The organism is Nonomuraea turcica (genome assembly GCF_030718205.1).
Lineage (GTDB): Bacteria > Actinomycetota > Actinomycetes > Streptosporangiales > Streptosporangiaceae > Nonomuraea.
This window is the reverse complement of record NZ_JAUZQF010000040.1, coordinates 22,407-35,841: the sequence shown is the minus strand read 5'-3', so window position 1 is coordinate 35,841 and position 13,435 is coordinate 22,407. Positions and strand designations below refer to the sequence as shown.

Genomic DNA, 13,435 nt, shown 5'->3' with positions numbered 1-13,435 from the left:
CGCTGAGCCGTCAAGAGCGTGGCAGGGCGAGGGCGATGCCCCCGGAGGCGGCGGCGAAGACGAGCCAGGCCGCGCCTGCCGCCAGGTTGCCCAGTTGGGCGATCCAAGCGATCGGGATGAGGAACGGCGCCACGATCATGGCGATGGCGGCCCACTTCGGCGCCGCGCTGCTCAGCGCCGCGATGCCCAGCAGGACGAAGCCGAGCAGGCTGAAGAAGAACGTGAACCCGAGCAGCGAGGTCGGCAGCCCTTCGTTCAGCTCCGTGATCAGCCGGTTCGTGGTCGGCACGTCCAGCCCTGCCTTGGCCGCCGCGTAGATCACGTCGTCGGTGTTCACCGTGACCGGCAGCGCCAGGATGAACGCGAGGATCATCCCTGCCAAGCCGAGCACCGGCCGCCCCGACCTGGCCACCTTGCTCACCGCGAAGATCGCCGGGATGAACGTGACGAAGCTCAGGACACTGATCCAGCTCCACAGGGGATAGCTGTCGAGGTTGGCGACGAGGCCCCGGATGTACGGCTCGCCCTCGGCCGTAGTGGTGAAGGGTGCGAACAGCAGCGAGAGGGCGAGCGTGAGCGGCGCGACCACCGCACAGGTGATCATGGCGTACCGGGTGAAACCGGCCGTCGCAGGGGGTGTCTCAACTATGGTCATGCCCCGAGGGTGCGGCCGGCGCGCGCCGGCCGCATGAGTAGGGGCTACTCAAAATCGTCTCTTACCAAGCGCTTGCTTCAGGTGCGAGACTGGGGCCATGGAGATCCCGGTGCGCCAGGCCACCGACGACGAGGTGGCGTTCTTCCACGAACATGGCTGGGTGCGGCTCGGCCGGCTCATCGATCCCGGCACCGCGGGCGAGCTGCGCGAGCGGGCCGCCGGCTACCTGAGCGGCCGGGCGAAGAGCAAGCAGACGCTGGTCGACCAGGCGTTCGGGCAGTCGAGGGACATCGCGGCGAGCGACGAGATGTTCGGCGCGCTGACCTTGAGCCCTCAGATGGGCCGCAACGCCGTACGGCTGCTGCGCGGCGTCCGGGCCGTCCGCGTGCAGGTCACCAATCTCCTGGTCAAGGAGGCCGGCGAGCACGGCGCCACCGAGTTCCACCAGGACTTCCCCTGGATGCCCATGGACCGCTCGGCCATGCTGACCGTATGGCTGGCGCTGGCCGACGTGCCCGCCGACATGGGCTCGCTCAGGTTCTACGAAGGGTCGCACCGCCACGGGCTGCTCGGGCGCAGCTTCACCCGGCCCGGGGACGACCAGCTCAGCCAGCACCCATGGCTGAAGGAGCTGGAGGTGTCCCCACCGCTCGACCTCAAGGCCGGCGACGCGACCGTGCATCACGCGCTGACCGTGCACGGCGCGCCCGCCAACCGCCACGACAGCCCGCGGCTGTCGTTCACCGTCACCTACTTCGACGCCGACGCGCTCTACACCGGCCTGCCGTACACGCAGACCGACGGGCTCGGGCTCGAGGTCAACCGGCCGTTCGAGCACGAGAGGTTCCCGTGCCTGAGACCGTGAGAGGCCCGGTCGCCGACCTCGGGGCGACGCTCATGCACGAGCACGTCTTCGGGCTGAGCCCGGAGATCCTTTGGAACTGGCCGGACATTCCGGAGGGGTGGGACCTGGAGACGCGGGCCCGGGAGGCGGCGGGCAAGCTGGAGGCGCTGAAGGCCGAGGGCATCGACACGATCGTGGACCTGACCGTGGTCGGTCTCGGCCGGCACATCCCGTCCGTGCAGCGGGTGGCCGAGCTGACCAGCGTGAACATCGTGGCCGCCACGGGGCTCTACACCTATGACGTGCTGCCGCCGTACTTCGGCAACCGCGGTCCCGGGTCCTTGTTCGGCGGTCCCGATCGGCTGGCGGAGTTCTTCGTACGCGACATCGTCGAGGGCATCGGGCGGACCGGCGTCAAGGCCGCCATGCTCAAGTGCGCTTCCGACCACCTCGGCATGACGAAGGGCTGTGAGCGGGTGTTCCGGGCGGTCGCCGAGGCGCATCTGGAGACCGGCGCGCCGATCACCACACACTCTCACAGCGCCAGCGAGGGCGGCCTGGAACAGCAGCGCCTGCTCGGCTCGCTCGGAGTCGACCTCGGCCGGGTGGTGATCGGGCACGCCGGGGACTCGACCGACGTGGCCTACCTCGAAGAGCTGGTCGCGAACGGCTCCTACCTGGGCATGGACCGCTACGGCATCGAGACGATCAGCTCGTTCGAGGACCGGGTGTCGGTGGTGGCGGCGATGTGCGAGCGCGGACACGCCGGAAAAATGGTCTTAGGTCATGACTCGTACTGCTTCAACGACCGATTCGACGCCGACGTCGTCCGGCAGCGTCACCCGAACTACCACCTCCTCCACATCTCCCGCGACGTCATGCCCGAGCTCCGCAAGAGGGGCGTCACGGACGACCAGCTCCACCAGATGCTCGTCGACAACCCGCGGAGGATCTTCACGTGATCAAGGACTTCGACGTCAGCTCGGACTGGCACGTCGCCGGCCCGTACCCGTTCCTCGCCCGGCTCCGCGAGGAGTCGCCGGTGTTCTGGAGCGAGCATCTCCAGGCGTACGTTCTGACCCGCTACGCCGACGTGCGGGCGGCCTACGGCGACCCCCGGCGCTTCTCCTCCAAGGGCTCGCTGACGATCTCCCGCAGCCTGACCGCCGAGACCAGGGAGAAACTGGGCGAGCACGGCTCGTTCCTGTCCAGCTTCGTGGCGAACGTGGACCCGCCCGACCACACCAGGCTGCGCCGGTCGGTGTCCAGGGCGTTCACGCCGCGTGCCGTCGCCGCCATGGAGGACACGTTCCGGACGCTCAACGAAGACCTCCTCGACAGGATCGCCCCACAGGGCGGGGCCGACTTCGTGGCCGAGATCGGGCACGAGCCGTCGATCAAGCTGACCGCCCGCTTCATCGGGGTGCCGGAGTCGGACGAGTCGTTCGTGCAGGCGCACGTCAAGGACTGGTTCCAGCTCTTCCTGTCACCGCAGCCGCCGCAGCGCCAGCTGGAGCTCGCCGGCAGCTTCCTGACTTACCTCGACTACGTGGACCGCCTGGTGGCCGCCCGGGCCAAGGACCCGCAGGACGACTTCACCTCGCTGATGACCTCACTGATCGGTGCCGAGCTGACCCACAGGGAGGTGGTCGAGCTGATCTCCACGATCCTGCTCGGCGGCAACGACACCGTGCCGAACCAGCTCGGCAACACCGTCCTGCGCCTGCTCAGGGAGGACGCCTGGCCGGTGCCGCCGGAGCAGGTAGCGAACGCGGCCGAGGAGTGCATGCGCATCGACGGCGCCTCGCTGGGCTCCTTCCGGTACGCCGCGACGGACCTCTCACTCCATGGCGTGACGATCCCCGCCGGCGCCCTCGTCCTGCTGTCCACCGATTCCGCCGCCCACGACGAGACCGTCTTCCCCGACCCCGAACGTTTCTGGATCGACCGGCCGAACGCCGCCGACCACATGGTCTTCGGCTACGGGATCCACTTCTGCGTGGGCGCCGCGCTCGGCCGCCTCCAGCTGCGCACCGCGCTCGACGTGCTCGGCCGCCGCCTGCCCAGCCTGCGGCTCGTGCCCGGCCGGCCGGTCGCCTTCAGGAAGTCCATCGTCGGCCGCGGCCTGACCTCGCTGCGGGTGGCGTGGTGACCGGCCGCTTCGACGGGCGCGTCGCCCTGGTGACCGGGGCCGGGTCCGGGATCGGCGCGGCCTGCGCGACCCGGCTGGCCGCCGAAGGCGCCTGCGTGGGCGTGCTCGACCTGCGCGCGGCCGCCGCCAAGGCCACAGCCTCCGCCATCCGCGCCCATGGCGGCACGGCCATGGCGCTGACCTGCGACGTCTCCGACGAGAAGCAGGTGGAGGAGGCGGTCGCGACCCTGGTGGCGTCGTTCGGCCGGGTCGACATCCTGCACGTCAACGCCGCCGTGTTCGACCCCGGCGTGTACGGCCGCGACCGCGAGCTCGAGACGCTCGACGTGGCCGTCTGGGACCGCACCATGGAGGTGAACCTGCGCGGCGCCATGCTCATGGTCAAGCACACGGTCCCCGTCATGCCCGACGGCGGCGCCATCGTGCTCATGTCGTCGGTGTCCGCCCTGGTCGGCGATACGGTGCACGCCGCGTACGGCGCCTCCAAGTCGGCCCTGATCGGCTTCACCCGCTACGTCGCGACCGCGTACGGCGCGCGGGGCATCCGCTGCAACGCCGTCGCCCCGGCCCTCGTCATGACGCCGGCCGCCCAGCGTGCCCTGACGCCGGCGCAACTCGCCGACAAAGCCGCCGAACGCCTGCTCCCGTGGCCGTGCACGGTGGACGACGTGGCGAACCTGGTGGCGTTCCTGGCCTGCGACGAGAGCCGCTGCGTCACCGGCCAGACCCTCGTCATCGACTCGGGCACCCTGGCCCACCGGCCCCAGCACGCCCTCCAGCGGTGGCGCGAGCAGCAGTGAGGCCGGATGCGCTTGGCGACGTGCGGGACGTATGCCCCATAGGGTGACCATGGGAGGTCTCATGGAGCCGGTGGCGGTCGGGTTGATCGGGGCGGGGCCGTGGGCCCGGATGGCGCACGCGCCCATGCTGGCCAAGGGGCCGCACACGCGGCTGGCCGGCGTGTGGGCCCGGCGTCCCGAGGCGGCGGCAGAGCTCGGCGCGCCCGTGTTCGCGCGGGTCGAGGAGCTGTTCGATGTCTGCGAGGCCGTGGCGTTCTGCGTGCCGCCGGCCGTACAGGCCGAGCTCGGCGCCCGCGCGGCCCGCGCCGGCAAGGCGCTGCTGCTGGAGAAGCCCCTCGGGGACTCCCTGGAGGCGGCCCAGAGGCTGGCCGACGCCGTCGCGGAGGCGGGCGTCGCCTCCCAGATGGTGCTCACCCTGCGCTACGCCGCCCAGACCCGCGCCTTCCTCGCCCGATGCGGCGAGATCCAGCCCTTCGGCGGCCACGCCGCGAACATCTCCGGCGCCCTCCTCGGCGACCACCCCTTCGCCACCCCCTGGCGGCTGCAGCGCGGCGCGCTGCTCGACGTCGGCCCGCACGTGATCGACCTGCTGGACGCCGCGCTCGGCCGGGTGACCGGCGTGCGCGCGCACGGCAGCTCGCTCGGCTGGACCGGCCTGCTGCTCGAGCACGAGGGCGGCGCGGTCTCCGAGGCGTCGCTGTGCATGGCCGCCGTCGGCGACGTGCCGCCCGCCACGTTCGCCGTGTACGGGCGTACCGGCACCGCCGTCCTCCCGTCCTTCGACGACGACCCCCTGGATGTGATCGCCGAGGAGTTCGCCGCGACCGTGCGTAACGGCGGCCACCCGCTCGACGCCGCGCACGGGCTCAGGCTGCAGCGGATCATCGCCGAGGCCGAGGCCCAACTCGCCCCTTGACGACACCGGCATTTAGGGGATTGATAGCGTTTGTCCGATGCGCAGGGCGCAGCGAAGTCCGGTGCGAGTCCGGCGCTGTCCCGCAACTGTCATAGCCAGGTCGCCTGCCTCTGCGCTGACGCCATCAACCCTCGTGGAAAAGGGTGATCCGTCGCACATCGCGGGTCTCTCGGTTCCGACAGTGTGAAAGGACTTCTCGTGAGGCCCGTACGCACGGCCTTCGCGGGCGCGCTGCTGGGAACGCTGGTGCTGGCCGGATGCGGCCAGTCCGGCACCACCACTGCCACCCCCACCTCGGCCCCCGCCACCACCTCCGCTCCGGCCTCTGCCTCGGCTGACTTCCCCGTCACGATCGAGGCAGGCAACGGCAAGGTCACGCTCACCAAGAAGCCGGAGCGGATCATCTCCCTCTCGGCCACCCACACCGAGACCCTGTTCGCCATCGGCGCGGGCCCGCAGGTCGTCGCGGCCGACGACCAGTCCAACCACCCGCCGGAGGCCCCCAAGACCGACCTGTCCGGCTTGAAGCCGAACGTCGAGGCCATCGTGGCTCACAATCCCGACCTGGTCATCGTCTCCGACGACCTCGACAAGGTGGTCGCCGAGCTCGGCAAGCTCAACGTGCCGGTCCTGCTCCAGCCCGCCGCCACCAAGATCGACGAAGCGTACGAGGAGATCACCGAGCTCGGCGCGGCCACCGGCAACAAGGCCAAGGCCGACGAGGTCGTCTCCGGCATGAAGGCGGCCATGGAGAAGCTGGCCGCCGAGGCGCCCAAGGACAAGAAGCTCACCTACTACCACGAGCTCGACCAGACGCCGTACGCGGCGACCTCGCAGACCTTCATCGGGCAGATCTACTCGATGTTCGGCCTCACCAACATCGCGGACAAGGCGCCCGAGGCGGCCGGCGGGTATCCCAAGCTGTCGGCCGAGTTCGTGGCCCAGGCCGATCCCGACCTGGTCTTCCTGGCCGACGTCAAGTGCTGCCAGCAGAGCAAGGAGACGCTGGCCAAGCGGCCGGGCTGGGCGAATCTGTCGGCCATCAAGAACGACCGGGTGATCCAGCTCGACGACGACATCGCCTCCCGGTGGGGCCCGCGGATCGTCCAGCTCGCCGAGAGCATCGGCGCCGCCGTGTCCAAGGCCGGCGCGAGCTGAGCATGACCAGGCAGGCCGGCCCGTCCAGGGCCAGACCCCGCTGGGTGCTGGGCGCCCTGGGCGTGCTGGCCGTGTCCATGGTCGCCGGGCTCCTCGACGGGGCCGCCGACATCTCGCCGTGGCAGGTGCTGCTCCAGGCGGTGGACTGGCTGCCGCTCGTCCACGTCGACTCGGGGCTCGCGCCCGTCGAACAGGGGCTGCTGTACGAGCTGCGGCTGCCCAGGGTGCTCGTCGCGGCCGTGGTCGGCGGGCTGCTGGCCATGGCCGGGGCCGCGTACCAAGGGGTGTTCCGCAACCCGCTCGCCGACCCGTACCTGCTGGGCGCCGCCGCCGGGGCGGGGCTCGCCGCGACGCTGGCCATCGTGATGTTGCCCGCCGTGGCCGGAAGCATCCCGGTCGCGGCGTTCATCGGGGCGGTGGGCGGCGTGTTCCTGGCCTACACGCTCGGCAACACGGCCGGGCGGGCCGGCGGCACCGCCACGCTGGTGCTGGCCGGGGTGGCGGTCACGTCGTTCCTGACCGCGATCCAGACGTTCGTGCAGCAGTTCAAGGTCGAGGAGCTGCAGCGCATCTACTCCTGGATCCTCGGCGACGTCGGCGGCGGGTGGGACCAGCTCTGGCTGGTGCTCCCGTACGCCGCCGTCTCCTCCGTCGTGCTCCTGCTGCACGGGCGGATGCTCGACGTACTCTCCGTGGGCGACGAGGAGGCCACGAGCCTCGGCCTGCGGGCCGCCAGGGTGCGTTTCACCGTGTTGCTGGCGGCGTCGCTGGCCACCGCGGCGGCCGTGGCCGTGAGCGGGCTGATCGGGTTTGTGGGCATCGTCGTGCCGCATGTCGTGCGGCGGCTCGCGGGCGGCTCCTACCGGATCGTGCTGCCGCTGTCGCTCATCGGCGGCGCGGCGTTCCTGGTGCTGGCCGACCTCGTCGCCCGCACCGTGCTCGCGCCCGCCGAGCTGCCGATCGGCGTGGTGACGATGTTCGTGGGAGCGCCGTTCTTCGTGACGGTCCTGCGCATGACCCGGCGGTCCTTCACATGATCGGGACCCGGGGCCTGTCGGTACGGCTCGGCGAGCGCAAGGTCGTCCGCGACGTCGATCTCCGGGTACGCAAGGGCGAATGGCTGGCGATCATCGGGCCCAACGGGGCCGGCAAGTCCACCCTGCTCAAGGCCGTCATGGGACTGGTCGCGCACCGGGGCGACGTCACGCTGTCCGGACGGCCGGGGGCGGGGCTGAAACCGCGCGAGCGCGCCAGGCTGCTGGCGTACGCGCCGCAGACCCCCGCCCTGCCGCCCGACATGACGGTCTTCGACTACGCGTTGCTGGGCCGGACGCCGTACATCCCGTATCTGGGGCGGGAGAGCCGCCACGACCGTGAGGTCACCACGTCCGTGCTCGACCGGCTGGACCTGACCGCCCTCGCCACGCGCCACTTGGGGGAGCTGTCCGGCGGGGAGCGGCAGCGGGTGGTGCTGGCCAGGGCGCTCGCCCAGGAGGCGCCCGTGCTGCTGCTCGACGAGCCGACCACCGCACTCGACCTCGGGCACCAGCAGCAGGTGCTGGAGCTGGTGGACCGGCTCAGGCGGGCCGACGGGCTCACCGTCGTCACCACCCTGCACGACCTGACCGTCGCCGGCCTGTACGCGGACGCCCTGCTGCTGCTCGCCGAAGGGCGGGCGGTCGCCTCGGGGAAGCCCGCCCAGGTGCTGACCGAGGAATTGGTGGGGCGGCACTTCGACGCCCATGTCAAGATCGAGCCCGGGCCGGATGGGCGGCCGGTCGTGCACCTGGTCCGGGGAGGATCGTGAAGCTGACGTATCGGGTGGAGGAGGGGGTCCGGCTCGGGGCGCTGCTCTGGGAGTTCGGGCCCGGGTGGCGGATGATCTCCTCGGCGATGCTCGGCGGGGGGATCGGGGTGCGGGAATGGGTGCTGAACGCCCAGGTCGTGGCCGGGTATGAGCGCATGGACCCGGTCGATCACCTCCGCTCGTTAGGGCCTAGGGGAGACGGGGTCGGCATGATGACCGCCGCGTCGGTGGATCGTTACGTGCGAGCCTCCGATGGCGGAGTGGAGGCCTTCGCGACCGTGGGTCTGCGGGTGCCCACGTGGGCGGCCGCGCCAGAGGGTTTCCAGGACCCTGAGCTGGCTCCCATGCGGGTGGGGACCGTCAACATCGTCACCGTGGTGCCTGTCGCCATGACGGATGCGGCACTGGTCAACGCCGTGATGACGGTCACGGAGGCCAAGTCCCAGGCGTTGATCGAGGCGGGGTTCGCGGGCACGGGGACGGCGTCGGACGCCGTGTGCGTGGCCGTGCCGGTCGATGGGCCGGAGGAGTTGTTCGGCGGGCCGCGGTCGGAGTGGGGGGCTCGGGTGGCGCGGGCGGTGCACGCGGCGGTGCGGCGCGGCGCCGACGCGTGGCGGCCTCGTGACTCAGAGTGAAGGAATTTGGGGAAGTAGCATGTGGGCGAGGGCGAGACTCCCGATACTGAGTGGGTGACCGCAATGGCGACGATCGAACCGACTCCGGGGCGCGGGTTTCTTCCCGGTGCACGGCCGTTCACGGTTGACGACCTGTTCAAGTTCCCCGATGACGGGAATCGTTACGAGCTCTTCAACGGGAGCCTGGTAGTGAGTCCTGCCCCCACCCCCCGGCACCAGCGCATCATCTACCGGCTGCAGCGCATCCTCGACGATGCGGCACCGGCTGAGCTGGAGCCCCTGTCAACCGTCAACGTCCGCCCCAGCGATAAGGATTTCTACATACCTGACCTCGTCGTGGTGCCCAAGGCGGTGTCTGACTCGGTAAGGCTCATGTTCGCCCCTCGTGACCTGCTGCTAGTTGTGGAAGTAGTCAGCCCGACCACCGGTGTCCATGACAGAACGGCCAAGGTAGCCGCATATGCGGCGGCGGGCATTCCCTTCTACTGGCGCGTCGAGCCCGATGAAGGCCCGTCACTCTATGTCTACGAGTTGCAAGGTGACTCCTATCGAGGGCCCGTCGCCTACAAGCCTGGAGCCCTGGCGATCCTGTCGTGGCCTTACCCGGTGAGCTTCGATCCTGCCGATCTGATCGGCGGCTGAGTCTCGAAACCGTAATCCTCAGCCGCTCCTCGAGGCGTGACGCGCCCCGCCTCGAGGTCGGCCAGGATCGCAGCAGCATCCCGTTCGGCCGGTGGGCCGAGGCCGGCGCCGCCTGTCGTCTCCACGATGAACGCCTCGTCGGCCGCGAACCGTACATTGTTGACCTTCGACGCCAGCCGCTCCACCGTCCCGTCCAGATGGCGCTTGAAGAAGCCGCCCAGCCGCCCCGGCAGCCCGCCGTCCCGGCCCGGGGGCGGCAGGCGGAGGCGGTCGCCGCGGGTTGTGACGTGGCAGTCGGCCAGGAAACGGTAGACGGTGCGCGAGCCCAGCCCGCCGCGATACCGCCCGGGACCGCCCGAATCCGGGATCGTCTCGATCGACTCGACGATCAGCGGGCAGCGGCTCTCCACCGGCTCCACCTGCGGCACCGAGTTGCGCCCGATGCCGAAGTGCACGCCCGTCGCGTCCGGCCCGTCCAGCCCTTGCCGGGCGCCGACGCCGCCGAAGTCGTACGACAGGTGGATCCAGTACGGCGCCCCGACGGCGGCGATCGAGAACGGCTGCAGGATCCCGCTGGGCGCGATCGCCCGTTCGGGCACCGCGTCGGACAACGCCTGGAAGACGGCCTCCATAGCGGCGTAGATCGGGACGTACCGGCCGCCGCAGGGATAAGGGGAGCGGGCGTTGAGCAGGGAGCCCTCCGGCAGGCGCACCTCGATGGCGCGCAGGCAGCCGTCGTTCATGGGGATCGTCGGGTCCAGGAAGCAGCGGACCGCGAAGACGGCCGCCGCCAGGGACTGCGAGGCCGAGGCGTTGATGGCGGCCGGGACCTGCGGGTCGGTGCCCGCGAAGTCCAGCACGGCCTGGGTGGCGCTGAGGGTGACGGCGACGCGGATGTGATGGGATTTTTCGGGATTTATGCCGTCGTCGTCGAGCGGGTATGCCGCCTCGAAGCGGCCCTCCGGGAGGTCGGCCAGGGAGGCGCGGGTCCTGGCCTCCGTGTAGTCCAGGTAGTCGTCGACGCCTGCCGCCAGCCCGTCCACCCCGTGCTTGGCGATCAGCGCCTCCAAGCGGGCGGCGGCCACCGCTGTGCCGGCCACGAGAGCTCGTACGTCCCCCATGACCTTGTCCGGGGTGCGGCTGTTGGCCCGCAGGATGGCCTCCATGGCCGGGTCGATGCCGTCGGCGGTCGCCAGGCGTACCGGCGGGAGCTGCAGGCCCTCCAGGAAGATGTCCGTGGCCAGCGGCGCCATCCCGCCTGCCGACAGGCCGCCCAGGTCCGAGACGTGGATCATGGTGGCGGTGAAGTACGCGGGTGCGCCGTCGACGAAGACCGGGCGGTAGACGAGCAGGTCGTTGGTGTGCACGCCGCCCCGGTAGGCATCGTTGAGCACGTACGCCTCGCCGGGGCGCATCGTGTCCAGATGGATGTCCTTGATCAGCTCCGGGAGCGCCACTTTGAGCGCCATGCTGTTCATGAGCGTGGTGGCCATGGACTGGGCGATCAGGCGTCCCCGGGCGTCCAGGACGGCGGCGGAGGCGTCGGATCCCTCGACGATGAAGGTCGAGTACGCCGAGCGCACCACCACGATGCTGGCCTCCTCCGCGGCCACCACCAGCGCGTTCCTGAGCACCTCCGCGGTCAGGGCGTCGATCATCTGCCGCTCCCGGGTGTCAGGTGGACGGCGCGGGACTCGGTGAGCGTGGCGGTCCAGGCGGGCGGGACGACGATGGTGGACTCGGCGTCCTCGATGACGGCCGGGCCGGGGAGCGTGGCGCCCATGGTGTCCCTGGTGTGCACGGGGATCTCGACGTAGCCGCCCAGCTCGGGGAAGTACGCCCGGCGTGGAGCGGGGAGGTACGGGTGGGCCTCGCTGGTCTCCGGGGACACCGGGTCGGCCGCCGCACGTGTTGCGCCGGACTCCGCCGTACCACGTCCCGCCGCATCGGCGCTGGCACTGCCCTCGTCGGCCCGGACGATCACGCGGACGCGGTAGCTGACCAGCTCGATCTCGCCCTGCTGTGCGATGCCGTACACCTGCCGATATCGCTCGAAGAACCGGGACGCGAGCATCTCCGGCGAATCGGACCACTCGACGGTCAGGTCGTGCGACTGGCCCTTGAAGCGGACGTCCACCGACCGCTGCATAGAAACCTCGGGATCCGCCGGCGAGACGCCCAGGTCGGCGGCGGCCTCCGCGGACAGTTCGGCGAAGATCGGCTCCGGGTCGCCCGCGCCCAGCCGGGATAGCACCCGGTCCGTGGACAGCTCCCCGGCCAGCAGGCCCGCCGCCGAGGCCACCCCGCAGTACGCGGGCGCCACCACGGTCGAGATCCCGAACCGCTCGGCCACCCTGGCCGCGTGCATCGGCCCGGCCCCGCCGAAGGCCACCAGGGCGAAGCCGCGCGGGTCGATGCCGCGCTGCACCGTCACCACGTGCACCGCGGACGCCATCGAGGCGCTCACGATCTCGTGCACGGCGTACGCCGCCTCTTCCCGCGACACCCCGAGCGGCCCCGCCAGCCGGTCCAGGGCCTTGTCCGCCAGCGACGGCGACAGGGGGATCGAGGCGGAGGAGAGATAGCCGAGCACCAGGTTCGCGTCCGTGACGGTCGGCTCGGAGCCGCCCAGGCCGTAACAGGCGGGGCCGGGTGACGACCCGGCCGAGTGCGGGCCCACGCGCAGCGCGCCCGCCGCGTCGAGCCAGGCGATGCTGCCGCCGCCCGCCCCCACCTCCGCCAGGTCGATGGCAGGCGTCTTGATCGGCACGCCGGTGCCCGCCCGCCGCCCGCCGAAGCTGCCCTTGCCGCCCACGTGGAACTCATGGGTGATCTCCGGCCGCCCGCCGCGCACCACGCACGCCTTGGCGGTGGTGCCGCCCATGTCGAACGAGATCACGTCCGCGAACCCGGCCCCGGCGGCCGCCAGCACCCCCGCCGCAGGCCCGGACTCGATCGTGGCCACCGCCCGCCTGGCGGCCAGGTCGGCGGAGATCACGCCGCCGCTGGACTCCATGACGTGGATGGGCGCGTGGATGCCGATCTCGGCCAGCCGGTCGCGGAGCCGCGACAGATAGGAGGCCATCAATGGCCCGATATAGGCGGACATGATGGTGGTGGTGGCGCGCTCGTACTCGCGGATCTCCGGCCATACCTCCGACGAGGTCACCACCGTGGGGACGGACTGCCGGAGGATCGCCGCCACTTGCCGTTCATGGTCAGGGTTGGCGTAGGCGTGCAGCAGGCACACGGCCGTCGACGCGATGCCGCGCCGCGCGATCTCCGCGGCCACGTGCCGTACGGAGTTCGCATCCAGCGGCGTCAGGACCTCGCCGCGCGCCGAGATCCGCTCCACCACCTCGAAGCAGTCCGCCGCGGCCACCGGGGGAGGGGGCGGGGAGAAGCGCAGATCGTAGCGGTCCTCCTCGACCCGCGCGTAGCGGCCGAGCGGGACGGAGGCGCGGAAGCCCTGAGTCGTGACGTAGGCGACGCGCACGCCCTTGCGTTCGAGCACCGCGTTGGTGGCCAGCGTGGTCGCGTGCACCACCCGGGTGACCTGCGCGGGGTCGCGGTCGCCGAGCGCGCGCGTAACGCCGGAGACGATTCCCGCGATGGGGTCGTAGTGGGTACTCAAGCACTTGACCACGGAAATCGCGCCGGACGTACTACGAAGGACCACATCGGTGAAGGTGCCCCCGACATCGACGCCGATCGTGTAGGCCACGCGGGTACGTTATGCCCCCTAGCAAGCGCTTGTCTACCGAGTGGTCTATTGACTTACGACAGGTGATTGGGACCCTGGTCCTATCCCTTGTGTTTGGAGCGG

General features: G+C 70.9%; 13 protein-coding genes. 10 read left to right on the top strand and 3 right to left on the bottom strand.

The window, feature by feature from the left end; translation table 11 throughout:
- Nucleotides 1-10: 10 nt before the first annotated feature.
- Nucleotides 11-655, bottom strand: a complete 645-nt coding sequence (locus tag Q9G87_RS54990) for a hypothetical protein (RefSeq protein WP_305924680.1) — start codon at nucleotides 653-655, stop codon at nucleotides 11-13.
- A 97-nt stretch (nucleotides 656-752) separates the two neighbouring features.
- Between Q9G87_RS54990 and Q9G87_RS54985 the strand changes: the two genes are divergently transcribed.
- From Q9G87_RS54985 to Q9G87_RS54940, 10 genes are all read left to right on the top strand, one after another.
- On the top strand, nucleotides 753-1,520 hold the full coding sequence (locus Q9G87_RS54985; RefSeq protein WP_305924679.1) for a phytanoyl-CoA dioxygenase family protein: 768 nt from the start codon (nucleotides 753-755) through the stop codon (nucleotides 1,518-1,520).
- Complete coding sequence (locus Q9G87_RS54980) at nucleotides 1,505-2,461, top strand: phosphotriesterase family protein (RefSeq protein WP_305924678.1); 957 nt, start codon at nucleotides 1,505-1,507, stop codon at nucleotides 2,459-2,461. The genes Q9G87_RS54985 and Q9G87_RS54980 overlap by 16 nt, the downstream gene beginning before the upstream one ends.
- A complete protein-coding gene (locus Q9G87_RS54975; RefSeq protein ID WP_305924677.1) occupies nucleotides 2,458-3,651 on the top strand; it encodes a cytochrome P450 in 1,194 nt (397 codons plus the stop codon). The genes Q9G87_RS54980 and Q9G87_RS54975 overlap by 4 nt, the downstream gene beginning before the upstream one ends.
- Nucleotides 3,648-4,451, top strand: a complete 804-nt coding sequence (locus tag Q9G87_RS54970) for an SDR family NAD(P)-dependent oxidoreductase (RefSeq protein WP_305924676.1) — start codon at nucleotides 3,648-3,650, stop codon at nucleotides 4,449-4,451. The genes Q9G87_RS54975 and Q9G87_RS54970 overlap by 4 nt, the downstream gene beginning before the upstream one ends.
- Before the next feature lie 49 nt (nucleotides 4,452-4,500).
- Nucleotides 4,501-5,367: a Gfo/Idh/MocA family protein gene (locus Q9G87_RS54965; protein WP_305924724.1), complete on the top strand. Its 867-nt coding sequence runs from the start codon at nucleotides 4,501-4,503 to the stop codon at nucleotides 5,365-5,367.
- A 198-nt stretch (nucleotides 5,368-5,565) separates the two neighbouring features.
- A complete protein-coding gene (locus tag Q9G87_RS54960) occupies nucleotides 5,566-6,525 on the top strand; it encodes an ABC transporter substrate-binding protein (RefSeq protein ID WP_305924675.1) in 960 nt (319 codons plus the stop codon).
- A gap of 2 nt (nucleotides 6,526-6,527) precedes the next feature.
- The gene (locus tag Q9G87_RS54955; RefSeq protein ID WP_305924674.1) at nucleotides 6,528-7,562 is read left to right on the top strand and encodes a FecCD family ABC transporter permease; all 1,035 of its coding nucleotides are present in this window, start codon (nucleotides 6,528-6,530) and stop codon (nucleotides 7,560-7,562) included.
- Nucleotides 7,559-8,332, top strand: a complete 774-nt coding sequence (locus tag Q9G87_RS54950; RefSeq protein ID WP_305924673.1) for an ABC transporter ATP-binding protein — start codon at nucleotides 7,559-7,561, stop codon at nucleotides 8,330-8,332. Before Q9G87_RS54955 ends, Q9G87_RS54950 begins: the two co-directional genes overlap by 4 nt.
- Nucleotides 8,329-8,967 (top strand): adenosylcobinamide amidohydrolase, encoded by a 639-nt coding sequence (locus tag Q9G87_RS54945; RefSeq protein ID WP_305924672.1) that lies wholly within the window; start codon nucleotides 8,329-8,331, stop codon nucleotides 8,965-8,967. The genes Q9G87_RS54950 and Q9G87_RS54945 overlap by 4 nt, the downstream gene beginning before the upstream one ends.
- A 63-nt stretch (nucleotides 8,968-9,030) precedes the next feature.
- On the top strand, nucleotides 9,031-9,609 hold the full coding sequence (locus tag Q9G87_RS54940) for a Uma2 family endonuclease (RefSeq protein ID WP_305924671.1): 579 nt from the start codon (nucleotides 9,031-9,033) through the stop codon (nucleotides 9,607-9,609).
- Here the strand turns inward: Q9G87_RS54940 and Q9G87_RS54935 are convergent.
- Both Q9G87_RS54935 and Q9G87_RS54930 read right to left on the bottom strand, forming a co-directional pair.
- Nucleotides 9,567-11,267, bottom strand: coding sequence for a hydantoinase B/oxoprolinase family protein (locus Q9G87_RS54935; protein WP_305924670.1), 1,701 nt, complete (start codon nucleotides 11,265-11,267; stop codon nucleotides 9,567-9,569). The genes Q9G87_RS54940 and Q9G87_RS54935 overlap by 43 nt on opposite strands.
- Nucleotides 11,264-13,333, bottom strand: coding sequence for a hydantoinase/oxoprolinase family protein (locus Q9G87_RS54930; RefSeq protein WP_305924669.1), 2,070 nt, complete (start codon nucleotides 13,331-13,333; stop codon nucleotides 11,264-11,266). The genes Q9G87_RS54935 and Q9G87_RS54930 overlap by 4 nt, the downstream gene beginning before the upstream one ends.
- Nucleotides 13,334-13,435 lie beyond the last annotated feature (102 nt).